At 72.9% G+C, this 23,649-nt stretch carries 19 protein-coding genes and 1 riboswitch; of the genes, 14 read left to right on the top strand and 5 right to left on the bottom strand.

The genetic code is table 11. The annotated features are described in order from the left end of the window. Together AMK22_RS41295 and AMK22_RS39665 are read left to right on the top strand one after the other, a co-directional pair. On the top strand, nt 1–2,254 hold a 2,254-nt coding region (locus AMK22_RS41295; RefSeq protein WP_443333327.1), incomplete at its 5' end, for a peptidase C14. Further along, nucleotides 2,251–3,183: a GNAT family N-acetyltransferase gene (locus AMK22_RS39665; protein WP_073790316.1), complete on the top strand. Its 933-nt coding sequence runs from the start codon at nt 2,251–2,253 to the stop codon at nt 3,181–3,183. The genes AMK22_RS41295 and AMK22_RS39665, both read left to right, overlap by 4 nt. A gap of 54 nt (nt 3,184–3,237) precedes the next feature. Here the strand turns inward: AMK22_RS39665 and AMK22_RS39660 are convergent, their stop codons facing one another. After that, nucleotides 3,238–3,780 carry a CGNR zinc finger domain-containing protein gene (locus AMK22_RS39660; RefSeq protein ID WP_158072089.1) on the bottom strand — a complete coding sequence of 181 codons (543 nt, stop codon included), beginning with the start codon at nt 3,778–3,780 and terminating at the stop codon, nt 3,238–3,240. Nucleotides 3,781–3,967: 187 nt separating this feature from the next. Between AMK22_RS39660 and AMK22_RS41885 the strand changes: the two genes are divergently transcribed. Further along, nucleotides 3,968–5,554: an FAD-dependent monooxygenase gene (locus AMK22_RS41885; RefSeq protein ID WP_073790315.1), complete on the top strand. Its 1,587-nt coding sequence runs from the start codon at nt 3,968–3,970 to the stop codon at nt 5,552–5,554. Nucleotides 5,555–5,722: 168 nt separating this feature from the next. Here AMK22_RS41885 and AMK22_RS30480 read toward each other — a convergent pair whose 3' ends face one another. Next, entirely contained in the window at nt 5,723–7,114 is a 1,392-nt protein-coding gene (locus AMK22_RS30480) for a uracil-xanthine permease family protein (RefSeq protein WP_073790313.1), read from the bottom strand. 289 nt (nt 7,115–7,403) lie between these two features. After that, nucleotides 7,404–8,591 (bottom strand): MFS transporter, encoded by a 1,188-nt coding sequence (locus AMK22_RS30475; RefSeq protein ID WP_242434197.1) that lies wholly within the window; start codon nt 8,589–8,591, stop codon nt 7,404–7,406. Nucleotides 8,592–8,831: 240 nt separating this feature from the next. On the opposite strand from AMK22_RS30475, the gene AMK22_RS30470 reads away from it, so the two are divergent. Continuing rightward, entirely contained in the window at nt 8,832–10,022 is a 1,191-nt protein-coding gene (locus AMK22_RS30470) for an ROK family transcriptional regulator (RefSeq protein WP_073790311.1), read from the top strand. Between the two features lie 109 nt (nt 10,023–10,131). Here AMK22_RS30470 and AMK22_RS30465 read toward each other — a convergent pair whose 3' ends face one another. Beyond that, nucleotides 10,132–12,426, bottom strand: a complete 2,295-nt coding sequence (locus AMK22_RS30465; RefSeq protein WP_443333328.1) for a chitinase C-terminal domain-containing protein — start codon at nt 12,424–12,426, stop codon at nt 10,132–10,134. Between the two features lie 3 nt (nt 12,427–12,429). Then, a riboswitch (FMN riboswitch) is annotated at nt 12,430–12,560 on the top strand. A gap of 156 nt (nt 12,561–12,716) precedes the next feature. On the opposite strand from AMK22_RS30465, the gene ribD reads away from it, so the two are divergent. From ribD to AMK22_RS30415, 10 genes are all read left to right on the top strand, one after another. Next, entirely contained in the window at nt 12,717–13,817 is a 1,101-nt protein-coding gene (gene ribD, locus AMK22_RS30460; RefSeq protein WP_073790309.1) for a bifunctional diaminohydroxyphosphoribosylaminopyrimidine deaminase/5-amino-6-(5-phosphoribosylamino)uracil reductase RibD, read from the top strand. Next, the gene (locus tag AMK22_RS30455; protein ID WP_073790308.1) at nt 13,818–14,435 is read left to right on the top strand and encodes a riboflavin synthase; all 618 of its coding nucleotides are present in this window, start codon (nt 13,818–13,820) and stop codon (nt 14,433–14,435) included. It begins immediately after the preceding gene. Further along, nucleotides 14,432–15,076 (top strand): nicotinamide mononucleotide transporter family protein, encoded by a 645-nt coding sequence (locus AMK22_RS30450; RefSeq protein ID WP_073790306.1) that lies wholly within the window; start codon nt 14,432–14,434, stop codon nt 15,074–15,076. Before AMK22_RS30455 ends, AMK22_RS30450 begins: the two co-directional genes overlap by 4 nt. Beyond that, nucleotides 15,073–16,371 carry a bifunctional 3,4-dihydroxy-2-butanone-4-phosphate synthase/GTP cyclohydrolase II gene (locus AMK22_RS30445; protein WP_073790305.1) on the top strand — a complete coding sequence of 433 codons (1,299 nt, stop codon included), beginning with the start codon at nt 15,073–15,075 and terminating at the stop codon, nt 16,369–16,371. The genes AMK22_RS30450 and AMK22_RS30445 overlap by 4 nt, the downstream gene beginning before the upstream one ends. Nucleotides 16,372–16,429: 58 nt before the next feature. Further along, complete coding sequence (ribH, locus tag AMK22_RS30440) at nt 16,430–16,915, top strand: 6,7-dimethyl-8-ribityllumazine synthase (RefSeq protein ID WP_073790303.1); 486 nt, start codon at nt 16,430–16,432, stop codon at nt 16,913–16,915. Between the two features lie 34 nt (nt 16,916–16,949). Then, complete coding sequence (locus AMK22_RS30435) at nt 16,950–17,222, top strand: phosphoribosyl-ATP diphosphatase (RefSeq protein ID WP_018524273.1); 273 nt, start codon at nt 16,950–16,952, stop codon at nt 17,220–17,222. Nucleotides 17,223–17,310: 88 nt separating this feature from the next. Continuing rightward, entirely contained in the window at nt 17,311–18,159 is an 849-nt protein-coding gene (gene hisG, locus AMK22_RS30430; protein ID WP_073790302.1) for an ATP phosphoribosyltransferase, read from the top strand. A 33-nt stretch (nt 18,160–18,192) separates the two neighbouring features. Then, nucleotides 18,193–18,657, top strand: coding sequence for a PH domain-containing protein (locus AMK22_RS30425; protein WP_073790325.1), 465 nt, complete (start codon nt 18,193–18,195; stop codon nt 18,655–18,657). 230 nt (nt 18,658–18,887) lie between these two features. Continuing rightward, complete coding sequence (locus tag AMK22_RS30420; RefSeq protein WP_073790300.1) at nt 18,888–20,255, top strand: hemolysin family protein; 1,368 nt, start codon at nt 18,888–18,890, stop codon at nt 20,253–20,255. Continuing rightward, the gene (locus AMK22_RS30415; RefSeq protein ID WP_073790298.1) at nt 20,252–21,349 is read left to right on the top strand and encodes a hemolysin family protein; all 1,098 of its coding nucleotides are present in this window, start codon (nt 20,252–20,254) and stop codon (nt 21,347–21,349) included. The genes AMK22_RS30420 and AMK22_RS30415 overlap by 4 nt, the downstream gene beginning before the upstream one ends. Before the next feature lie 109 nt (nt 21,350–21,458). Here AMK22_RS30415 and AMK22_RS30410 read toward each other — a convergent pair whose 3' ends face one another. After that, nucleotides 21,459–23,369 carry an AAA family ATPase gene (locus tag AMK22_RS30410; protein ID WP_073790297.1) on the bottom strand — a complete coding sequence of 637 codons (1,911 nt, stop codon included), beginning with the start codon at nt 23,367–23,369 and terminating at the stop codon, nt 21,459–21,461. Nucleotides 23,370–23,649: the final 280 nt, after the last annotated feature.

The raw sequence follows: 23,649 nt of genomic DNA, 5'->3' as shown, positions 1-23,649 counted from the left end.
GCCGGCCGCCGCTCGCGACCGCGCCGGTGACCTGGAGGATCGCACTGTTCCCGGAGGCCCCGGCGGCGGTGATGCGTTCGTGGCCGACGAACGCGGCGGTGCCGAAGCCGATCACGACGAGCAGCAGACAGATCCCGGTGCTCTGCTGCGGGCTTCGGGTCTGGCCGGTCTGGTCGTGGCCTCCACGGCCGTGGCGACCGGCAGCGCGCAGGCCGCGCCGTCCCACGCGGGCGACGTCCTGCGGGTCGACACCGTCGCCGCGCTGCGCGCGCTGAACACGAAACCGTATCCCGACGGCACCCAGGTCCTGGTCGCCGGCTACCGCACCCCCGGCGACGGCGGCGGCATGGCCGTCCGCTGGAACAAGAAGTCCACCACCGCCCACAACGGCGGCACCGTCATCGCCCCCGGCACCAAGAACCCCGGCCCCGGACGCTGGCACCAGCTCCACACCGGCACCCTCGACTTCCGCACCTTCGGCCACTTCGACGCGAAGACCCCCGCCGACGCCGCCCTCGACGCCATGATCACCGACAAGAGCGTCCACCGCATCGAGGCCCACACCGACCTCCTGTTCACCAAGCGCCACCTCTTCGACCGCTCCAACATCGAACTCGACTTCGGCGGCCACCACATACGCACCGAAGGCATCGAGAAGAACACCCACGACAACCCCTTCGGAGCCGTCCTCTCCTTCCGCGGCACCGTCACCGACACCACCGTCCGCCACGCGCTCTCCGGCACGGTCGTCGAACTCACCGACACCTTCCCGGTCCCTGATGCCAAGGCGTTCGAGGTCGGCCAGTGGTGGGCGGTCCAGGTCGCCCCGGTCGCGGGCGGCGGCCGGGACGAGCGCGAGCTGCAGAAGCTCGTGGAGATCACCGAGATCGTCGACGCGACGCACGTCCGGATCGGCTACCTCAACGGCTGGGAGCTGGCGAAGGGCCGCGAACTCACCTGGACCCGGGTCGAACCCGTGCGGAACGCACACGTCCGCAACATGGTCTTCGAGGGGGCCGGTCCCGACGAGTACACCGGTTCCCACCCCGTCAGCTTCGAGTACGCCGTCGGCTGCGACGTCTCCGGGATCCACGCCACCGGCACCTTCTGGCCGGTGATCATGCGGCGCTGGTGCACCCGGTTCCGTACCGAGAACTGCTCGTTGAAGAACCCGCCCACCGTCGAGTACGGCGGCGCGGGCTACCTCACCCAGCAGATCTACTGCCTCTACGGGCACGTCGCCGACTGCACGACCAGCAACGTGCGCCACCTCAACGACCTCACCGCGTCCGCGTACTGCGCGGTCGTCAACTGCCACGGCGACGGCGACGACGCGGGCGGCAACCCCTTCACCACCCACGGCCAGTACGAGCACGACCTGCTCTTCGACGGCAACTCGGGCCTGATGGACATCGCCAACTCCGGGGCCCAGTGGGGGATCTCCGCCAAGCGGATCACGGTGCGCCGGCACGTCTGCTCCTGGTTCACCGCCAACACCAAGATCACGGACCTGACCCTCGAGGACGTCACCGTGATCGCCCGCCCCACCTTCGACCAGGCGGGCACCCTCACCGTCAACGCCGACGGCGCGCAGGTCCGCGGCTGCACCGCCAGGACCTTCGCCGTCGCCCAGCGCTCCGCCCGCTCCACCCGGCCCACCACCGTCAGCGACTGCTCCTTCGAGCCGCCCGCGGGCGCCGTCCTCGTCCAGACCCCGGTCACCGCGCCCGTCCACTTCGTGCGCTGCGTCTTCAAGGGGATCGACGGCGCGATCCTGCGCGGTGCCGGTCCCGTCCACTTCACCGACTGCACCGTCACCGGTACCGAGGACGCCGCCCCGCTCTCGGTCGGCTCCGCCGCGCTGCACATCGACGGCGGCCGGTACGAGAACACCGGCTTCGAGCTCAGCGCCGTGCGCGACCAGCGGATCGGCGTCACCGGCGGCGCCCGGTTCACCGGCACCAACAAGGCGCGGGCACTGCTCGGCCGGGCGTCCGGACCGGGCACGGTGACCTGGGACCTCAACGGGTTCGCCGGCGCCGTCTCCCAGGCCGGCACCGCCCACGTGCGCATCGCCGACGGCACCAACCACTACGCGGCGACCGGCGGCCGCTTCACCGGCGGCACCCTCCACCTCGCCCCGGACGCCCTGGTCTCCGCCCTGCACACCGCCTGCGTGGAGGACGGCACGAAACGCACCGCGATGCCCGAGAACGGCGCCGCGACGCGCACGGACGGGAACGTGATCCTGTGAGCGCCCACGTCCGCACCACGACCCCGGCCGACGAACCGGCGCTGGCCGCCCTGTGGGCGCGCTGCTTCGACGCCCCGCACCTCCCCCGCCTGCACGCCCTCGACCCCGACCGCCACCGGCACACCTTCGTCGCGCAGAACGACACGGACGGCGGGATCGACGCCGTCGTGGTCTACGTGCCGAGGCGGATCCGCGACGCGCACGGAGTGCCGCGGCGGGTGGGCGGCATCGGCAGCGTCGCCACCCGCCCCGAGGCCCGCGGTCAGGGGCTGGTGCGGCGGCTGCTGGTGGCGGCGGAACGCGTCATGACGGCCGAGGGGTGCGACTGGTCCCTGCTGTTCACCGGGACGCCGGGCGTCTACCGGGGCTCCGGGTGGCGGGAGTTCGCCAGTACGTACACCGAGGGGACGCTCGCGCCCTCGCCGGATCCCGGGACCTTCCGGATCCGCGCCGCCGCCGAACGGGACGCCCCTGCGGTGGCCGCCCTGCACGACGCGTACAACACGACCCGGCCGCTCAGCGCGGTGCGGACCCCGCAGGACTGGGCGGTGCGGGTGCCCGCCTGGTACGGCCCGCTCGAAGCCTCGCTCGTGGCGGAGGACCCCGGATCGGGGGAGGTCGTCGGCTGGATCGTGGCCCGCCCGGAGACGGAACGTGTGGACGTCCACGAGTTCGCGGGCGCGCCCGGGTGCCTGGGCGCGCTGCTCGCCGCCGTCGGCGAACGGGGCCGGGCCGCCGGGCTGGACCGGGCCAGGGTCCGGCTTCCCGACGGGCCGGTGCTCCGGGCGGCCCGGCCGGCGCTGCTGGCGGACGCCCGGACGGTGACGGAACACGCGGGCATGGCGCGCCCGCTGCACGCCACCGAGGAGTCGGTGCGGGCCACCGTCACCGCGCCGGGCGCGGTCCACTGGTTCGGCGACTGCTTCTGAGCACCGCCCCTGAACGGCGGGCCCGCTCATCGGCCGTCGCTCACCGGTCGCGGCTCACCGCTCCCGCCGGTCGCGGTGCGCGGCGACGCGCACGCGGGTGCCGCAGCGCGATGAGCAGTAGCGCTGCGGCGAGCGGCGGCCGGTGTCGATGAAATAGCGCCGGCATCCGGGCGCCGCGCACCGCCCCCAGGCGCAGTATCCGCGTTCGCCGAGCCAGAGAGCGAGGGCGAGGGCGGTGGTGGACAGGAGCCAGTGGGCCGGGTCCGCGTCGTGCGGCGCCCGGGCGTGGAGCGACCAGGGGCGCCCGGGCAGGCGGACCAGACGGGGCCGGGCGGGGTGGCGGTCGAGCAGCGAGTTGATGGCCTGGGCGGCCTCGTCCACGTCGTCCAGGTCCAGGATCCGGATCAGCGACCCGGTGGCGTCGTACAACTCGCGGGCGGTGTCCTCGGTGAGCGCGAGGGGTGGTCCGCCGTGCCGCTCCAGTACGCCCCGCAGCGCTGCCGCGTCCGCCGGGGCGCCCTCCACGACCGTGTTGACCAGGTCGGTCAGGAAGTACAGACCCCGTGGCTTGTCGTCGCCGGGGATGTCGCCGCTCATCGCCTCTCCTTCGCTTCCCTCGCTCCGTGCCGTCGGCCGTCCCATGGTAACGTCAAAAAATGGAATTAGCCGTTACGTGATCGGCAGGTCGGCAGGTCGGCAGGTCGGCAGGTCGGCAGGTCGGCAGGTCGGCAGGTCGGCTGGTCGGCTGATCGTCTGGAGAAGGGTCACGCCCATGGGGAGGGTCATGTCTGTTCCGTCCAACGTGTCCGTACTGGTCGTCGGGGGCGGCCCGGTCGGCCTGACCGTGTCGGCCCTGCTGTCCGGTCACGGGGTCGACCACCTGCTGGTGGAGGCCCGTCCGGGCACCTCCACCCACCCCAAGGCGCGCGGTCTGGCCGCCCGTTCCATGGAGATCTTCCGGCGGATGGGCCTGGAGCCCGCCGTCCGCGAGGCCGGTCTTCCACCGTCCCAGGTCTCCTTCTACCGCGGCCGCGACCTCGTGGATCCGGACTTCGTCCGTACCGGCCCGGCGCACCGGCCCGCCGAGGACGAGCACGACGAGCACACGCCTTCACCGGGCCTGATCTGCTCCCAGGACGTCCTGGAGCCCCTGTTGCTGCGGCACGCCCGCGACCTGGCCGGCCCGCGAGTCCGGTTCGGCACGCGGCTGCTGTCGCTGGCCGACGACGGCCACGGGGTGGACGCCGTCGTCGAGGACACCACGACCGGGGCCCGGCACTCCGTGCGCGCGGGCTGGGTCGTCGGCTGCGACGGTGCCGCGAGCACCGTGCGCCGCGAGGCGGGGATCGCGATGGAGGGCCCCACCGGTCTGGGGCGGTACCTCAGCGTCCGCTTCGAGGCGCCCCTGGGCGAGGTCGTGGCCGACCGGGCGAGCGCCTCGTACTTCCTCACGGTGCCGGGGCGCGGGGGCTTCATGGCCGTCGACAACGACCGGCGGTGGATCTACCAGTACCCCCTGGAACCGGGGGCGGAGCGGTCGGACGACCTCTGCGATCCCGGGCACCTGGCGGAGCTCGTCCGTACCGCCGCCGGTATCCCCGACCTGGACGTGACCGTGCGGGACACGATGACCTGGCGGATGGACGCGCGGCTCGCCGCCGCCTACCGCGTCTCGCGCCTGCTCCTCGTCGGCGACGCGGCCCACGCGATCCCCCCGACGGGCGGGCACGGGATGAACACCGGCATCGGGGACGCGGACAACCTCGCCTGGAAGCTCGCGGCTGTCGTCGCCGGACGCGCCGGCGACGCCCTGCTCGACACCTACGGGGCCGAACGCCGGCCGGTGGCCCGCCGGGTCATCGACATCTCCACCGCCAACGCCCGTGACCGCGCCGGATACCGCATCGACGACGAACTCCTCCTGACCGCCGACTACCGCTCCACCGCGGTCGTTCCCGTCCCCGGCACCGGGGCGGGCGGTCACACCGCGCTGGACGCCACGGGCCTCCACCCCGACTGCGCCCCCGGAAAGCGACTGCCGCACGTGCGCCTCGTCGGCGGTTCCCCGGACATCACCTCCACCCTCGACCTCGTCGGCCCCGGCTTCACCCTCCTCACGGGGACGGACAGCCCGGACCGGCGCCGGGAGGCCGACACCCTGCGCGGGGCGGGGATCCCGGTCGAGGCCCGCGCGCTGTGCGACGGCGCGCGACGCGAGGCCGTCCCGGGTGGGTGGGCGAGGATCGGCGGGGCCACGGGGCCGGACGACGCCCTCCTCGTACGCCCCGACGGGCATGTCGCCTGGCGCGCCACCGGCTTCTCGCGCGGCGCCCTCGCCGAGGTCCTGCGCCACGTCCTGTCCACCGCGTGAGAACCGCCCCTGGTCCGGCCGAGGCGGGCCGGACCAGGGGCGGTTTCGGACGGTGGCCGTCCGGAGGGGGCACGGACCGGCGAGTGCCGTGCGGCAGCGCCACGGCCCGGGCCGGTGGACGGCCGCGACCTGGTCTCCTGACTCGGGAGACCAGTGCCGGGACCGGCACTAGGACCTCTCCTTCGCCCCCGGTTCGTCGTACGCCGACGTGCCCGAGTCCAGGAGGGGTTCCTGCGTCTTGAGATGGGCCGGGGCGAAGGCCCGCAGCACGTGGTAGCCGGTGATGACCACGATCGTGCCCAGGGCGATGCCGCTCAGCTCGAAGTTGTCGCTGATCTTCAGGCTGACCCCGCCGACGCCGATGATGATGCCCGCCGCGGCCGGGACCAGGTTCAGCGGATTGCGCAGATCGACCTTGGCGTGCAGCCAGATCTGGGCACCGAGCAGGCCGATCATGCCGTACAGGATGACGGTGATCCCGCCGAGCACACCGCCGGGGATGGCGGCGACGACCGCGCCGAACTTGGGGCAGAGTCCGAACAGCAGGGCGAAGCAGGCGGCCGCCCAGTACGCGGCGGTCGAGTAGACCCGGGTCGCCGCCATGACGCCGATGTTCTCCGAGTACGTGGTGTTCGGCGGGCCGCCCACGGCCGTCGACAGCATCGACGCGGCGCCGTCGGCGGCGATCGCGGTGCCCAGCTTGTCGTCCAGCGAGGACCCCGTCATCTCGCCGACGGCCTTCACGTGCCCGGCGTTCTCGGCGATGAGCGCGATGACCACCGGCAGGGCGACCAGGATCGCCGACCACTCGAAGCTCGGCGCGTGGATGGAAGGGAGGCCGATCCAGTCGGCCTTGGAGACGCCCGACAGGTCGAGCCGCCAGTGGTCGACGGCCTCGGCGCCGCCCACCGGGGAGTGGATCTTGCCGAAGACCCGGTCGAGGCCCCAGGACAGCACGTACCCGAAGACCAGGCCCAGGAAGATCGCGATCCGGGACAGGAAGCCGCGCAGACACACCACGGCCAGCCCGGTGAACAGCATCACCAGCAGCGCCGTCCACTGGTCCTGGGGCCAGTACGTCGACGCGGTCACCGGCGCCAGGTTGAAGCCGATGAGCATGACCACGGCGCCGGTGACCACCGGCGGCATCGCGGCGTGGATGATCCGCGCGCCGAACCGCTGCACCGCGAGGCCCACGAGGAAGAGGGCCACGCCGACCACGAAGACCGCGCCGGTGACCACGGCGCTGCTGCCGCCGCTCGCCCGGATCGTCGCCGCGACGCCGACGAAGGAGAGCGAACAGCCGAGGTAGCTGGGCACCCGGCCGCGCGTGGCCAGCAGGAAGATGGCGGTCGCGACACCCGACATCATGATCGCCAGGTTCGGGTCGAGACCCATGAGCACCGGGGCGACGAAGGACGCGCCGAACATCGCGACCACGTGCTGGGCGCCGAGCCCGAACGTACGGGGCCAGGAGAGCCGTTCGTCCGGCCGGACCACGGCCCCCGGCGCGGGCGTTCTCCCGTCGCCGTGCAAGGTCCAGCGCACGCCGAGGCTCATGGTCGCTCCCTGTGTGTAGGTGCGGAGCCCAGTACCTCGCCCGGCATGGCGCACATCCGCAGAATCGAAACAGCGCCATGGTAATGCCGGATCACGGCGGGTTCGTTTCCGGGGCGTACCGCCGTGACCTGCACCTCGGCCCGCGGACGCATCCGGGCGGGCCCGTCCGCGGGCCGTGCCCGGCGCCGCCGCACCCCTGGGCCCCGCCGTCGGACTGCCGCGAGGTCCTGCTGTCCGAGCGCCGTCGCCCGGCCGGGCGCCTGGCCGTGCGGCGCCCGGGGCGGACGGCTCACGGACGCGGTTCGGCCGCCGCCCCCGGGGCCTCGGCGCCATCGGCCGAAACCGCCCCGCGGTCGCCCGCCCGCAGCACCCCGGCCCCCACCACCAGACCGAACGCCAGCACCGTGACCAGGCCGAACGACACGACCAGTGAGGTCGCCTCGGCCAGCGAGCCGATCGCGGACGGCGCGATCAGCCCTGAGGTGTACGTGATGGTGGCCACGCCCGCGATCGCCTGGCTCGGGTTCGGGCCGCTGCGCCCGGCCGCCGCGAACGCCAGCGGGACCACGACCGCGACCCCGAGGCCGAGCAGCCCGAAGCCGCACATGGCCGCCACCGCACTCGGCGACGTGACCACGAGCACCCCGCCGACCGTGGCGAGGGCGCCGCTCACCCGGACGGTCCGGACCGCCCCGAAACGGTCGACGACCTTGTCGCCGGCGATCCGGGCGACCGCCATGGTGAGCGCGAACGCCGTGGTGGACGCGGCGGCGAGCCCGGCGGAGGTGTCCATGACGTCCCGCAGGTACACCGCCGACCAGTCCAGGCTGGCCCCCTCCGCGAACACCGCGCAGAACCCCACCGCCCCGATGATCAGCGCGGACTTCGGAGGCAACGTGAAGCGTGGCGGGGGCTCCTCGTCCGGCGCGCTGCGCAGGTCCAGCACCCCCTGGCAGGCGAAGAGCCCGAGCACGGTGAGGACGAGCGCGGCGACGGCGTGGTGCAGCCGGGCGTCGGTGCCCAGGTGCGCGGCCACGGTGCCCGCCGCCGAACCGGTCAGGGCCCCCACGCTCCACAGCCCGTGCAGCCCGGACATGATCGACTTGCCCAGACGGTTCTCCACCTCGACCCCGAGGGCGTTCATCGCCACGTCCGACATGCCGGCCGTGGCCCCGTACACCAGGAGCGCCGCGCACAGCGTCAGCAGGCCGGGGGCCAGCGACGGCAGGATCAGGGCCAGCGTCCACAGGGCCAGCAGTCCGCGCAGCGCGGCCCTGGCGCCGAACCGATGGCTGATCGCGCTCGCCAGCGGCATCGCGAGCGAGGCGCCGATCGCGGGGAAGGCGAGGGCGAGACCGAGCTGTCCGGCGCTGACCCCGGCGTGCTCCTGGATCCACGGCACCCGGGTGGCGAAACTGCCGGTCACCGCGCCGTGCACGGCGAAGACGGCGGCGACGGCGATCCTGGCCCGTCCCACCCGCTCCGTATCGGAGATCGTCCCCGTCGTACCGGCCGCACCCGAGGGCCCGGTCGCCCCGGCGGAACCGGCCGTCCCCGTGGAATCCGTCGTCATACCGTCGTGCCCTCCCTCGGCCGCCCCGCCGCCGGCGACCCCGGCGGTCGCCTCCGCGGCGCGGGCCGTAAACTATCAGGAACCCTGCCTGATAAATAGTCCACCCGCCCGTCCCGCGGGGTGGTGATCTGGAAGGATCCCGGCATGGCCGCATCACCGAGCACCGCGCGGGCCATCAACGACCGGCTCGCCCTGCGGCTGCTCCAGCAGGACGGCCCGCTGACGGCCGCGCAGTTGAAGAACCTGACCGGGCTCTCCCGCCCCACCGTCGCCGACCTCGTCGAGCGGCTCCAGGACGCCGGGCTGATCCGGGTCGTCGGTGAGGCGGGGGCCCGTCGCCGGGGCCCCAACGCCCGGTTGTACGGGATCGCCGCCGACCGTGCCCACCTCGCCGCGCTCGACGTGCGCACCGGCAGCGTCGCCGTGGTCGTCGCCGACCTCGTCGGCACCACGCTCGCCGAGGCGACGCTGCCCATCGACGGCGACACCGGCACCGAGACGGCTGCCGAGCAGGCCGCCGCACTGCTGGAGCGCACCGTGCGCGAGGCGGGTACCGCCCCGTTGCACAGCGTCGGCGTCGGTGCGCCCGGCCTGATCGACCCGGTCACCGGCGAACTGCGCGACACCAGCGGGCTGCCCGCCTGGCACCGCCGGCTGGTGCGGGTGCTCCAGCAGCGGCTGCCCGCGACCGTCCTGGTGGAGAACGAGACCAATCTGGCCGCCGTCGCCGAGCACCGCGCGGGCGCCGCCCGGGAGCGCGACACCTTCGTCCTCTTCTGGCTCGGGCACGGAGTGGGCGCCGCCGTCGTGCTGGACGGGAAGCTCCGGCGCGGGGCCTCCGGCGGCGCGGGCGAGATCGGCTTCCTGCCGGTGCCCGGCACGGTCGGCGTCCCGTCGGCCGTCAGCTGCGACGGCGGGTTCCACTCGCTGGTGGGGTCCGCCCCGGTCTGTGAACTGGCCGCCGCCCACGGCATCGTGGTGCCCCCGGACGCCAGGGAGGGGGACAAGGAACCCGGCGCCGCGTTCGCGGTCCGGGCGGCACTGGCGGGGGAGGGCGGGAGCGAGGCGTTCCTGGACGCCCTCGCCGAACGGCTCGCGCTCGGCGCCGCCTCGGTCGCCTCGGTGCTCGATCCGGGGTGCGTGGTGCTCGCCGGGGAGGTCGGTCACGCGGGCGGCGAGGCGCTGGCGGGGCGGGTCCAGGAGCGGCTGGCCGTCATGTCCCCGCTGCGGACCGAGGTCAGGGCCGGGCGACTGGGCGGGGCCGCGGTGCTGCGCGGGGCGCTGCTCGCCGCCCGGGACGCGGCGCAGGACGACCTGTTCGGCCCGGCGCGCTGAACGGGGCGCCGGGCCGCGGACCACGCCCCTCGGGCCGGGCGGGCGGGAGCCCGGCGGTGACCAGGGGCGAACCGGTCACCGCCGGGCGGTCGGCGGGAGGACGGGCGCGTCAGCAGGCGCCGAGGTCCTGCCAGACGCCCCAGTCGCCGGTGGATCCGGGCGTCTCGCCCTTCGTCCACCACTTGGCCTTCCACTGGTGCGAGCCGTGGCCGACCGTCGTACCGGCGCCGTACTCGGAGGCCGCGCTCCAGGTGGGCGCGGTGCAGCTGCCGCCGCCGGGGCCCGGGGTCGGGGTGGTCGACGGGTCGGGCGAGGGCGTGGTGCCCGTGCCCGGCTCGACCACGGTGGTCCCGCGCGCCAGGTCGGCGGCGAGGGCGTACGACTTCCCGCCGAAGGTCACCGTCCAGTTCGACGGCGTCGAGGTGGGCTGGTAGTAGACGAAGTCCAGCTGCACCGAGGCGCCGGGGGCCAGGCTCTGCCACGCCGGCAGCTTCAGCGACACGCGGTTGTAGTCGCCCTTCAGCCCGCCGATGTTGTTCGTGGTGGTGTGGTCGCTGCGCACGATCGTGGTGCCGAAGCCGGACTGGTCCTTGGCGTTGGCGGGGGCCGAGGTCGCGTAGTCGAACCGGAACTCGGTGCCGCCGGGCAGGGTGGCCTTCGTGTTGTTGGTGATCGTCAGCTTGGGGCTGATCGGGTAGTTGGAGTCGCCGAGCGGGAACTGCCCGAAGGACACGTCGATGTCGAGCGCCTCGGTGGGCAGGTCGATGGTGGACCGCTTCGCGCCGTACGGCGCGGCCGACTTGAACGCGTCGTACATCGTCGAGGTGAGTGTCGAGCCCGGCTCGTACTGCCCCTTGGCCGCGTTCCAGCCGTAGTCGCCGGCGAGCTCCCAGACCATGGTGCCGCCGATGCCCTTGTCGACCACGTACTTCGCCTTCTCGGCCACCGACTGCTCGTCCTCGGTGGAGAGGAAGACCTTCTTCTGTGCGTTCCACAGCCAGGGCGCGACCAGCGTCGCGTCGTACTTGCGGGCGTAGGTGCCGGTCAGCCGGGTGTCGGCGGGGAAGCCGTAGTCGGTGACGTAGTCGCCGACGATGCCCTTCTCCAGGTTCTTCGCGTGCCACATCGGGTTGGAGCCGGCGGGCGACTCCTTGCCGTTGTCGTCCAGGTCGTGCCAGAGGTTGTCGATGCCGACGGCGCCGTCACCGCACTTGGTCAGCCCCGCACCGGCCGGGCAGTCGGTGGCGGGAGCCCTGCCCCACAGGCCGTCCGTGCCGCCCTGCACGTTCTTGAAGCCGCGGCTGTAGTACGGCAGTCCGATGTTGATCCGGCCGGACGGCATCGAACCGCGGAAGTAGTGGTAGGCCCAGTCGGTGTTGAGGTAGCCGATCCCGCCGTACTGGGAGGTCGAGTAGACGCCCGCCTGGGCGAGTTCGGCGTCCTTGCCGTCGTCGTACAGGGCGGCGTTGGGGCCCACGTACTCGTTCCACGCGCCGTGCAGGTCGTACGACATGATGTTGACGTAGTCCAGGTACTTCTGGACCTGGAAGGTCTCCATGCCGCGCAGCAGGTAGCCGGACGAGGGCGCGGCCACGCTGAGCAGGTAGTGGGTGCCGTCGGCGGCGGACGCGCGGTCCAGTTTCTCGCGCAGCGTCTTCATCAGGGCCGCGTAGCCCTTGACCAGACCGCCCCGGCGCGCGTTGGACAGCGTCCGGTCCAGCGGGTTGCCCGCGTCCTTCATGGTCGTCGGGTACTCGTAGTCGATGTCGACGCCGTCGAAGCCGTACTTCCTGACGAAGGCGACGGCCGAGTCCGCGAAGGTGTCGATGCCCGCCTGGTTGACCGAGCCGTCGGCGTCGGTGGCCATCGAGTAGAAGCCGCCGGAGTCCACCCGCGCGCCGTCGGCGTCGAAGTAGCCGCCGGTCTCGGCCCAACCGCCCACCGACACCATGGTCTTCACGTTCGGGTGCTTCTTCTTGAACTTGTTCAGCAGGTTGAAGTGGCCCTTGTACGGGAGGTCCGGGTCCATCTCCGCGCCCGCGACGCCCGGCCACGTCATGCCGGTGGAGGCGTTGTCCGGCCCGTCTGCGCCGACGGACAGCCTGTTGGCGCCGTCGACATGGGCGAAGGCGTAGTTCAGATGGGTGACCTTGTCCCAGGGGATGTCGGAGGCGAGGTAGGCGGGCTTGCCGTCCTTCCCCGTCCGCCAGCCGGTGAAGTAGCCGATGACGCGCCGCTGGTGGTCGGCGCCCATCTTCTCGCGGCCCTCGGTGTCGTAGACGGTGCCGCCCCGGGCTCGGTCGCCCATGGCGGCGGGGCGCGGCCCTCCGCGGTCCTGTGAGCCACTCCACAGCACTCGCCTGCATGGCCGATATCCCGGCGTGGCACACTGACCCTGTACCAGTAGCAGCGCACTCCGGGGTCGGTGCAATTCCGAACCGGCGGTTACAGTCCGCGACCCGTCCGCAGCCAGCGGCCGGTTGACCAGGTGAAATTCCTGGACCGACGGTTAAAGTCCGGATGGGAGGCAGTGCGCGGCGGGCCGTATTACGGGTACGCCGCCGTCGGCGGACGGTCCTCGGGCAACCGAGCCGTCCGTGTTCTCGGCATTCGGCGTCCCGCTTTCGCGTTCCCGCTTCTTCTGTCGTCGTCGACAGGCCCCGGAGTCCGTGCCCGAAGAGGCAGGAGGACCCGGTGGACACCGCAGCCGACACCACCGCCATGCGCCGCGCGATCTCGCTCGCGGCCCGCGGTCTCGGCTCCACCAGCCCCAACCCCGTCGTCGGCTGCGTCGTCCTCGACGCCGAGGGCCGCCCTGCCGGTGAGGGATACCACCGGCGCGCCGGCGGACCACATGCCGAGATACACGCCCTGCGCGCCGCGGGCGACCGGGCCCGGGGCGGCACCGCCTACGTCACCCTCGAACCCTGCAACCACACCGGCCGCACCGGCCCCTGCGCGCGGGCGCTCGTCGAGGCCGGGATCCGCCGCGTCGTCTACGCGGTCGCCGACCCGACCCCGCAGGCCACCGGCGGCGCCGACACCCTGCGCGCGGCCGGGGTCACGGTCGGGCGGGGACTGCTCGCGGCCGAGGCCGAGGCGGGCAACGCGGCCTGGCTGACCTCGGTGCGCCTCGGCCGCCCGTACGTCCTGTGGAAGTACGCGGCGACCCTCGACGGCCGGATCGCCGCCGCCGACGGCACCAGCCGGTGGATCACCTCGCCCGAGTCCCGCGCCGACGTCCACCGGCTGCGCGCCGAGGCCGACGCGGTCGTGGTCGGCTCCGGCACCGCCCGCACCGACGACCCCCATCTCGCGGTGCGGGGCGTCGAGGGAGCCGTACAGCCCCTGCGGGTGGTCGTGGACACCGGCGCCACCGCCGTGCGCCCCGGCGCCCGCGTCCTCGACGACGCCGCGCCCACCCTCGTCGCCGTCGCCGAGGACGCCGACGCCCGCCACCTCCCCGAGGGGGCCGTGCTGCGGCTGCCGCGTGCCGCCACCGGCCCCGGCCTCGCCGTCCCCGCCCTGCTCGACGCCCTGCACGCGCGCGGCGTGCGCTCCGTGCTCCTCGAAGGCGGTCCGACCCTGGCCGGGGCCTTCGTCGCCGCGGGAAACGTCGACAAGGTCGTCGGCTATCTCGCCCCCGTGCTCCTCGGCGCCGGCCCCGCGGCCCTCGCCGACGCCGGAATCCCCACCATCTCGCAGGCGTTGCGCCTCGATGTGACCGAGGCCGTCCGCATCGGTCCCGATCTGCGCGTCACCGCCGTCCCCGCAACCGCCCGGAAGGAAGACTGAATGTTCACCGGAATCGTCGAAGAACTGGGTGAGGTCACCGCCGTCGAGAAGCTCGGCGACGCCTCCCGCTTCCGACTGCGCGGTCCGCTGGTCACCGAGGGCGCCAAGCACGGCGACTCCATCGCCGTCAACGGCGTCTGCCTCACCGTCGTCGACCTCGGCGACGGCGAGTTCACCGCCGACGTGATGGCCGAGACCCTGAACCGGTCCGGTCTCGGCGCCCTGGAAGCGGGCTCCCGGGTCAACCTGGAACGCCCCATGGCGGTCGGCGGCAGGCTCGGCGGCCACATCGTCCAGGGCCATGTCGACGGCACCGGTCGCATCGTCGAGCGGACGGCGTCCGAGCACTGGGAGATCGTGAAGATCTCCCTGCCCGCCCACCTGACGCGCTACGTGGTGGAGAAGGGGTCGATCACCGTCGACGGCGTCAGCCTGACCGTCGTCGACGCCGGACCCGACTACTTCACCATCAGCCTCATCCCCACCACCCTCGCCCTGACCACGCTCGGCATCAAGGAGCCCGGCGACCCGGTCAACCTGGAGGTGGACGTCATCGCGAAGTACGTCGAGCGGCTGCTCGGCACCACCGCGTCCGAGCCCGAGGAGCCGGCGAAGTGACCGCGCTGAACTGGCTGAACTCGGAGGCGTTCACCGCCTTCGGGCAGCACATCATCTGGTCCGACATGATCGGCAACACGGTCGGACTGCTCGCGCTGGCCCTGGGCTGGCTCCGGTCCGTCTGGACCTGGCCCGCCCAGCTCCTGTCCGGTGTCGTGCTGGTGGCCGCCAACGTCTCCGTGCACCAGGCCGGCAGCGTCGGCAAGCAGGTCGTCGTCATCGCCGTGGCGGTCTGGGGCTGGCAGCAGTGGAACCGCGGCAGGCGGCAGGCGCAGGACGGCTCGATCGCCGTCCGGTTCGCCACCTGGCGCGAACGCGGTCTGCTGCTGGGCGGGGCGGCACTCGGCACGCTCGTGGTCGGCGGCCTGTTCACCGCCTTCCCCTCGCTGTCCTGGAGCCCCTGGGCGGACGCTTACATCTTCGCCGGCACGCTCGCGGCGATGTTCGCCCAGGCCCGGGGCATGGTCGAGTTCTGGTTCGCCTGGCTCCTCGTCGACCTGGTCGGCGTCCCGCTGAACTTCCACAGCGGCCTCGCCTTCTCCGGCCTCATCTACGTCGTGTACGGCGCCCTGGTCCTGTGGGGCATGCGCGACTGGTGGCTGCGTTCCCGTACCCCCGCCCTGGAAGGAGCGACGGCATGACCGCCCAGCCCGCCTGGCTGCACCGGGAGGACGAGAGCGCGGCCGAGAACCTCGCGCTCGACCCCGTCGAGCAGGCCATCCGTGACATCGCCGCAGGACGGCCCGTCGTGGTCGTCGACGACGAGGACCGCGAGAACGAGGGCGACCTCGTCGTGGCCGCCGAGAAGGCCACCCCCGAGATCGTCGCGTTCATGATGAGCGAGTGCCGCGGCCTGATCTGCGCGCCGATGGAGCACGCCGAGCTGGAACGCCTCGAACTGCCGCAGATGGTCGACCACAACACCGAGTCGATGCGCACCGCGTTCACCGTCTCCGTCGACGCCTCGGCCGCCCACGGCGTGACCACCGGCATCTCCGCCGCCGACCGGGCCACCACACTGCGCATGCTCGCCTCCGGCGAGGCGGGCCCCGGCGACTTCGTGCGGCCCGGCCACGTCTTCCCGCTCCGCGCCCGCTCCGGCGGCGTCCTGATCCGCAACGGCCACACCGAGGCCGCCGTCGACCTCGCCCGGCTCGCCGGACTGCGCCCCGCCGGGGCCATCGTCGAGATCGCCGCCGAGGACGGCACGATGCTGCGCCTGCCGCAGCTGGTCCCGTTCGCCCGCAAGCACGGCCTGACGATCATCTCCATCGAGGACCTGATCGCCTATCGCCGCACCTCCGAGCCGACCGTGCGCCGCGAGGCCGAGGTACGGCTGCCGACCGGCTTCGGCCCGTTCACCGCCTACGGCTACCGCTCCACGGCCGACGGCGTCGAGCACGTCGCCCTCGTCCACGGAGACCTGGGGGACGGCGACGACGTCCTCGTCCGCGTCCACTCCGAGTGCCTGACCGGCGACATCTTCCAGTCGCAGCGCTGCGACTGCGGACCCCAGCTGCACGCCTCCATGCGCCGCATCACCGAGGAGGGCCGCGGCGTCGTCGTCTACCTGCGCGGCCACGAGGGCCGGGGCATCGGCCTGCTGTCCAAGCTGCGCGCCTACGAACTCCAGGAACGCGGCATCGACACCCTCGACGCCAACCTGGAACTCGGCCTGCCCGCCGACGCCCGCGACTACGCCGCCGGAGCCCAGATCCTCAAGGACCTCGGCGTCCGCAGCCTGCGGCTGATGACCAACAACCCCGACAAGACGGCCGCGATCCTGCGGCACGGCCTGACCGTCACCGGCCGCGAGCCGATGCCCGTCAAGGCAGGTGAGCACAACCTGCGCTATCTGCGCACCAAGCGCGACCGCATGGGGCACGACCTGCCCTGGCTCGACGCCGCCACGGCGTCGACCTGCGCCAACCAGTGACCGGAACGACCCGCACCACCGGAACGACCAGCACACCGAACGACCGGCAGGAGAGAACATGAGCGGCAAGGGCGCACCCGAACTGACCGTACGCAACTGCGGTGACCTGCGCGTGGCGGTCGTCGCCGCGCAGTGGCACGAGAAGGTCATGGACGGACTCGTCGACGGTGCCCTGCGCGCCCTGCACGAGCTGGGCATCGACGAACCGACCCTGCTCCGGGTCCCCGGCAGCTTCGAGCTCCCCGTGGTCGCCAAGGTCCTCGCCGGACGCGGCTACGACGCGGTCGTCGCCCTGGGCGTGATCATCCGCGGCGGGACCCCCCACTTCGAATACGTGTCCCAGGGCGTCACCCACGGCCTCACCCAGGTGGCCGTCGACACCGGCGTCCCGGTCGGCTTCGGCGTGCTCACCTGCGACACCGAGGAACAGGCGCTCGACCGGGCCGGACTGGAGGGCTCCAACGAGGACAAGGGGCACGAAGCGGTCACCGCGGCCGTCGCCACCGCCACCACACTGCGCACCGTCAGCGAGCCCTGGCGCTGATCGAGGGGGCCGGACCCCGTAGGCTAAGACCATCATGGCGAACAAAACCTTTGAAGAGCTCTTCGCCGAGCTCCAGCTCAAGGCCGCCAACGGCGACCCCTCCACCTCCCGCACCGCCGAGCTGGTGGACAAGGGCGTCCATGCCATCGGCAAGAAGGTCGTCGAGGAGGCCGCCGAGGTCTGGATGGCCGCCGAGCACGAGAGCAAGGACGCCGCCGCCGAGGAGATCTCCCAGCTCCTGTACCACGTGCAGGTGATGATGGTCGCCCGCGGGATCTCCCTCGACGACGTCTACGCCCACCTCTGAGCATGAGCGGGGCACCGCCCCGCACCCCCGCATCCCGCACATTCGCATACCCCGGACAAGACCCCTCCTCGCAAAGGAACCAGACCTCATGCTGCGCATCGCCGTCCCCAACAAGGGATCACTCTCCGGGCCTGCGATGGCGATGCTCCATGAGGCCGGCTACCAGCAGCGCAAGGAGTCCAAGGAACTCGTCCTCGTCGACCCCGAGAACCAGGTCGAGTTCTTCTACCTGCGGCCCCGCGACATCGCGATCTACGTCAGCTCCGGCCGTCTGGACATCGGCATCACCGGCCGCGACCTGCTGCTGGACTCGGGCGCCGACGCCGAGGAGATCCTCCAGCTCGGCTTCGCCCGCTCCACCTTCCGCTATGCCACCAAGCCCGGCATCGCCGAGGGCCCGCAGGACTTCGACGGCAAGACGGTCGCCACCTCCTACGAGGGCATCGTCGCCAAGCACCTCGCCGACATCGGCGTCAACGCCTCCGTCGTCCACCTCGACGGCGCGGTCGAGACCGCCATCGAGCTCGGAGTCGCCCAGGTCATCGCCGACGTCGTGGAGACCGGCACCAGCCTGCGCAACGCCGGACTCGAAGTGATCGGCGAGCCGATCATGACGTCGGAGGCCGTCGTCATCCGCCGCACCGGAGCCCCGGCCGACGACCCCAAGGTCCAGCAGTTCCTCCGCCGACTCCAGGGCGTCCTGGTCGCCCGCAGCTACGTGATGATGGACTACGACTGCCGCGTCGAGCACCTGGAGCGCGCGGTCGCCCTCACCCCGGGCCTGGAGTCGCCGACCATCTCCCCGCTCCACCACGAGGGCTGGGTCGCCGTGCGCTCCATGGTCGCCGCCCGCGAGGCCCAGCGGATCATGGACGACCTGTACGCCCTCGGCGCCCGGGCCATCCTCACCACCGCCATCCACGCCTGCCGCCTCTGACGGCCGGGCCACCACCCGGAGATGCAGAACACCATGTCCGCCCCCGTGTCCGAACTTCCCGCACTCCCGGTCACCTTCCGGCCGACCCGCACCCGGGTGGTCCTGCTGACCGTGGGGGCGGCGATGTTCGTCGTCATCACCGTCGTCGCCCTGACCCTCGAACAACTGAGCCCGGGGGAGCGGTCCAGCTTCGTCTTCACCGCGCTGCTGTTCTTCGGCGTGCTCGCGCTCCTCAGCCGCCCGAAGGTCGTCGCGGACACGAGCGGCGTGACCGTGGTCAACCTCACCCGGACGCGCCGGCTGTCCTGGCCGGAGGTCCTCCGCGTCAACCTCCGCCCCGGCGACCCCTGGGTCTTCCTGGACCTGAGCGACGGCACCAGCATGCCCGCGCTCGGCATCCAGCCGGGGATCGGCCGGCAGCAGGCCATCCGGGACGCCCGCGCGCTCCGCGCGCTCGCCGAGCGCCACGGCACCGGTACCGGCGCGGACAACGGCTGATCCCCCGGCAGGGGCCGTTCCCGATGACGACCCGGCCGATCGGGAGCGGGGCTCGCGATCGGGCCCCGGGTCGTTACTCTGGAGAACGGCGGCGCCCCGGTGCGCCCCGCCCCGCACGAACGGTCCCCGAGACCGGCGGGGCTTTTCCTGCGACCCGAGGAGTGACTCCTTCCAGCAATGGACGGATCGTCCGGTAGTACCTGCGCCGCCCCCTCCCAGGAGGCGGCGGCATGACCATCCCCCTGCTGCTTCTGAGCGCGGCATTCCTTCTCATCCTCGCCAACGGCTTCTTCGTGGCGGCCGAATTCGGGCTCGTCACGGTGCAGCGGCCGGACGCCGAGCGCGCCGCGGCCGAGGGCGACCGACGGGCCCGCACCGTCGTCCGGGCCCTGCGCGAACTCTCCTTCCAGCTCTCCGGCACCCAGCTCGGCATCACCATCACCTCACTGGTCGTGGGCATGCTCGCCGAACCGGCCCTCGCCCAGCTGCTGGACGGCCCCCTCACCGCGATGGGCCTGCCCGAGGGCGTCGTGTCCGGCATCGGCGTGGTGACCGGGATGCTGCTCGCCTCCGCCGTCCAGATGGTGATCGGCGAACTCGTGCCCAAGAACTGGGCGGTCTCCCGGCCGCTCCAGGTCGCCCGGTTCGTCGCCGGTCCCCAGCACCGCTTCTCCGCCGCGTTCCGGCCGGTGATCAGTCTGCTGAACACGGTCGCCAACCGGCTGGTGCGCCTCCTGGGCGTCGAACCCACCGACGAACTGGCCTCCGCCCGCACCCCCGGCGAACTGGTCTCCCTGGCCCGCCACTCCGCCGAGGCCGGCACCCTCGAACAGGACACCGCCGACCTCTTCGTGCGGACCCTGTCGCTCGCCGGACTCACCGCGCAGCACGTCATGACCCCGCGGGTCAGGGTCAGCGCCCTCCAGACGTCGGCGACCGCCCAGGACGTCCTCAACCTGACCCGGGCCACCGGCCTGTCCCGCTTCCCGGTCTACCGGGAGCGCATCGACGAGGTCGTCGGCATGGTCCACCTCAAGGACGCCCTCGCCGTTCCCGCGCAGGAACGGCTGCGCACCCCGGCCGGCCGGATCGCCGTCCCGCCGCTGCTGGTCCCCGAGACCCTGCCCGTCGAGCAGCTGCTCCAGCGGCTCCGCAAGGAGCAGCCGATAGCCGTCGTGGTCGACGAGTACGGCGGCACCGCCGGGGTGGTCACCCTGGAGGACATCATCGAGGAGCTCGTCGGCGAGGTCAGGGACGAGCACGACGCCGAGGGCGCCGACCGGCCCGAGCTGGCCGCCGCCGCGCCCGAGGACGGCCGCCCCGTCTGGGACGCCGAGGGCAGCTGCCGGGTCCAGACCCTGCGCCGGATAGGCCTCGACGTGCCCGACGGCCCGTACGAGACCGTCGCCGGACTCGTCGCCGACCTGCTGGGACGCATTCCGGCCCCCGGCGACCGCGCCGAACTGCCCGGCTGGCGGATCTCTGTCCGCCAGGTCGGCCACTACCGGGCCGAGAAGGTCCGCTTCGTGCGCCTGGCGGATCCCGTCGGCCCCGACGGCGCCCCGGTGGACCGGCCGGTCCTGGAGGCCGCGCGATGAGCCTGGTCCACCTGCTGTTCGCCGGTCTCCTCGTGCTGGCGAACGGCTTCTTCGTCGGCGCCGAGTTCGCCCTCGTCTCCGTACGGCGCAGCCAGATCGAACCCCTCGCCGCGGCCGGTTCGGGCCGCGCCCGCCAGGTGCTGTACGGCCTGGAGAACCTGCCGCAGATGATGGCCGCCGCCCAGTTCGGCATCACCGTCTGCTCCCTGACCCTCGGCGCCGTCGCCGAGCCGACCGTCGCCCGTCTGCTGGAGCCGGTCTTCGAGGCGGTCCGGCTGCCCGAGGGACTCGTCCACCCGCTCGGCTACGTCCTGGCCCTCGCCTCCGTGGTCTTCCTCCACCTCGTCATCGGCGAGATGGTCCCGAAGAACCTCGCCATGGCGGCACCGGAGAAGACCGCGCTGTGGTTCAGCCCCGGTCTCGTGGGCTTCGCCCGCCTCTGCCGCCCGGTCACCTCGGCGCTGGGCGCCTGCTCCCGGCTGGTGCTGCGGATCTTCGGCGTCGAACCGAAGGACGAGGTCGAGGCGGTCTTCACCAGCGAACAGCTCAACCGGCTGGTCGAGGACTCCGGTCAGGCCGGTCTCCTGGAGCCCGAGGCACAGGAGCGGCTGGGGGACGCGCTGGAGCTCGGCAGCAGGCCCGTCACCGATGTCCTGCTGAAGCGGGCGTCCCTGGTCACGGTGGACCCGTCCGTCACCCCGCGCCGGATCGAGGAGCTGACCGTGCGGACCGGCTTCTCGCGCTTCCCCGTGTGCGCGGAGGGCGGCGGCGCGTTCATGGGCTATCTGCATGTCAAGGACGTGCTGGACCTGGAGGACGTCGACCGGGCCGTCCCGCAGCACGTCTGGCGCCCGATGGCGACCGTACGGGCCGAGCTGCCCCTCGACGACGCCCTGACCGTGATGCGGCGCGCCGCGACGCATCTGGCCCAGGTCGCCGACGCCTCCGGCCGGGTCCTCGGCCTCGTCGCCATGGAGGACGTGTTGGAGATGCTGGTCGGTGAGGTGCGCGACCCGGCCCACCGGATCTCGGTGCCGCGCCGGGCGGTGGAGACCACGAGCGGCTACGGCGGACTCACCGCGTCGGTCCGCTGACCGGGCCCCGCCCGCGAACGCCGGAGGGGCCGGTCGTCCCGGCTTCTCCGGCTCTCCGGCTTCTGCGGCCCGCGGGGCCTCCGGTGCCCGGCTCGTCGGCCGGGCGTCCTCACGGCGTCGGCGGCTCCTGCGGCCCCCGCTCCACCGGCCCCCGGCCGGACAGCACCTCGCCGTACGCCTGCATCAGATCGGGCAGCCGCAGCGTCGCCAGATCGTCCCGGCCCGGCTCCGTCGGGTACGCGGAGAGCCGCAGATCGCGGTAGGCGCAGCTCTTCTCGTACAGGGTGCGCAGGAACCGCCCGTTGCCCAGTTCGTCGATCCAGCCCTGACCCACCACGTGCGTGCTGATCGAGCGCAGCTCCTCCAGCGACTCCTCGTCCCACACGTCGCCGTTCTCCGCGGCCAGCACCTCACCGATCGAAGTGAGCTCGGCGGGCCGGTAGCTGGGGAAGTCCACCCGGGTGGTGAAGCGCGAGGAGAGCCCCGGATTGGTGGCCAGCAGACGGTCCATGCCCTCCGGATAGCCTGCGAGGATGACGACGAGATGGTCCCGGTTGTCCTCGGCCCGCTTCAGGAGGACCTGGAGGGCCTCGTCGCCGTAGGCGTCCCCCTTGCTGTAGCCGGTGTTCGAGAGGCTGTACGCCTCGTCGACGAAGAGCACCCCGCCCAGGGCCGAGTCGATCAGCTCGTTCGCCTTGACCGCGGTCTGCCCGAGGAACTCGCCGACCAGGTCCGCCCGTTGGGCCTCGACCAGATGGTCGCCGCCGAGCAGACCGAGCGCGTAGAAGACCCGGCCCAGGATGCGGGCCACCGTGGTCTTGCCGGTGCCGGACGGGCCCGAGAAGACGAAATGGCGCTTCGGCGGCTGCACCGGCAGCCCCTGGCCCGCCCGCAGCCGTGCCATGTTCAGCTGCGCGGACAACGCCTTCACCTGGCGTTTGACGGGGTCCAGGCCGACCATCCGCTCCAGCTGGGCCAGCGCCTCGGCGAGCAGCACGGGGTCGCTGGGACCGGCCGGGAAGGGGGACGACGGCGATCCGGGCACCGGGGCCCTGTGCCGCGCCCCGTCGGACGGCGGGGGCACCCCGAGACCGCCGAACCCGGGGATGTCGTCGCCCGGCCGCGGCTCCCGGGCGTCCACCAGTCCGCCGCCGGGTACCGCGTCCGGGTCCGGCCGGGGGTCGGCCGCGGTGTCCGTGCCCGGCCCGGCCAGGGACACCGCGGTGATGCCGGCCGCCTCGTCCGGGCCGTCGAGACCGTCGTAGTCCGCGATGGCTGCGAGCCGGGCCGAGGTGTCCATGAACGCCGGGTCGATTCGGTGCACCGCCCGGTACAGCGGCAGGGCGGCGGCGCTGCGGCCCGTCCCCTCGTGCGCCCGGGCCAGCCAGTAGCGCAGCTCCTTGCGCTGCGGCTGCTCGCTGCGGCAGCGCATCAGCGCGGTGGCGAGCAGCGGCTCGGCCTGCCCGTACATCTCCAGCCGCACCCGCGCCATCCCGCCGAACAGCCCCGCCTCGATGCCGAGCACCGGGTCGTCGATCAGCTGTTCGGTGTGACGCACGAGCCGGTCCCAGTCCTTGACCAGGTAGGCGCGGCAGGCGTGCAGGAAGCGCACCTGCGGGTCCGCGTCCACCGGCGGCAGGTCGGCCAGGGCGCGGTCCAGTTCGGCGACGTGCTGCCCGTCCAGCCAGTGCGAGGCGTGTGCGAGGAGCAGGTCGCGCGGGCTCTCCAGCACCGGCTGCACCCACCAGCCCAGCCAGTACCACGAATTGAGCGTGCGCCGATGGCGGGTGCGCTGCTCGCCGAAGCGTTCGTGGTGCCGGTACATGCGCAGCAGCGCCGTCGTGGTGTCGACCCTCAGCGCGTGGAGTCCCAGCCAGCCGTCCGCCATGCCGGGGTCACTGCGCACCGCCGCCCTGAACTCCTCCTCGGCCTGGGGGTAGGCGCCCATCGTGTAGGCGTCCACGCCGCGCAGCCAGGCCAGGTCGGCGGGGGTCTGTGCGCCCTGTGTGCCGATGTCCATCTGGTCCCCCACAAACCGTGCCCCCGGGATGTCCCGCCGCACGACCCGCCCGCCGAGGCGCGCCGAACCACTGTGCCGCGAGCGGGAATTGACCGCACCGAGAGGCATCGTACCTGCGCGGGGAGTACTCGAATAAGGGCACCGCAGGCAGAAGGGAGGTCGTGACCGAGGGTGAACGGAGCGCGCGGGGGCCGTGGGGGAGAGGGCGTGCGCGAGCAGGACGAAGCCCCCGATCACGGGGGAACAACCGGGGGCTTCGTGTCTGTGAGGGCTTCGAAAA

Origin of the sequence: Streptomyces sp. CB01580 (genome assembly GCF_001905795.1) — a bacterium.
GTDB lineage: Bacteria > Actinomycetota > Actinomycetes > Streptomycetales > Streptomycetaceae > Streptomyces.
Note: the sequence above shows the minus strand (reverse complement) of the source record. Positions and strands in the feature narration are given on the sequence as shown.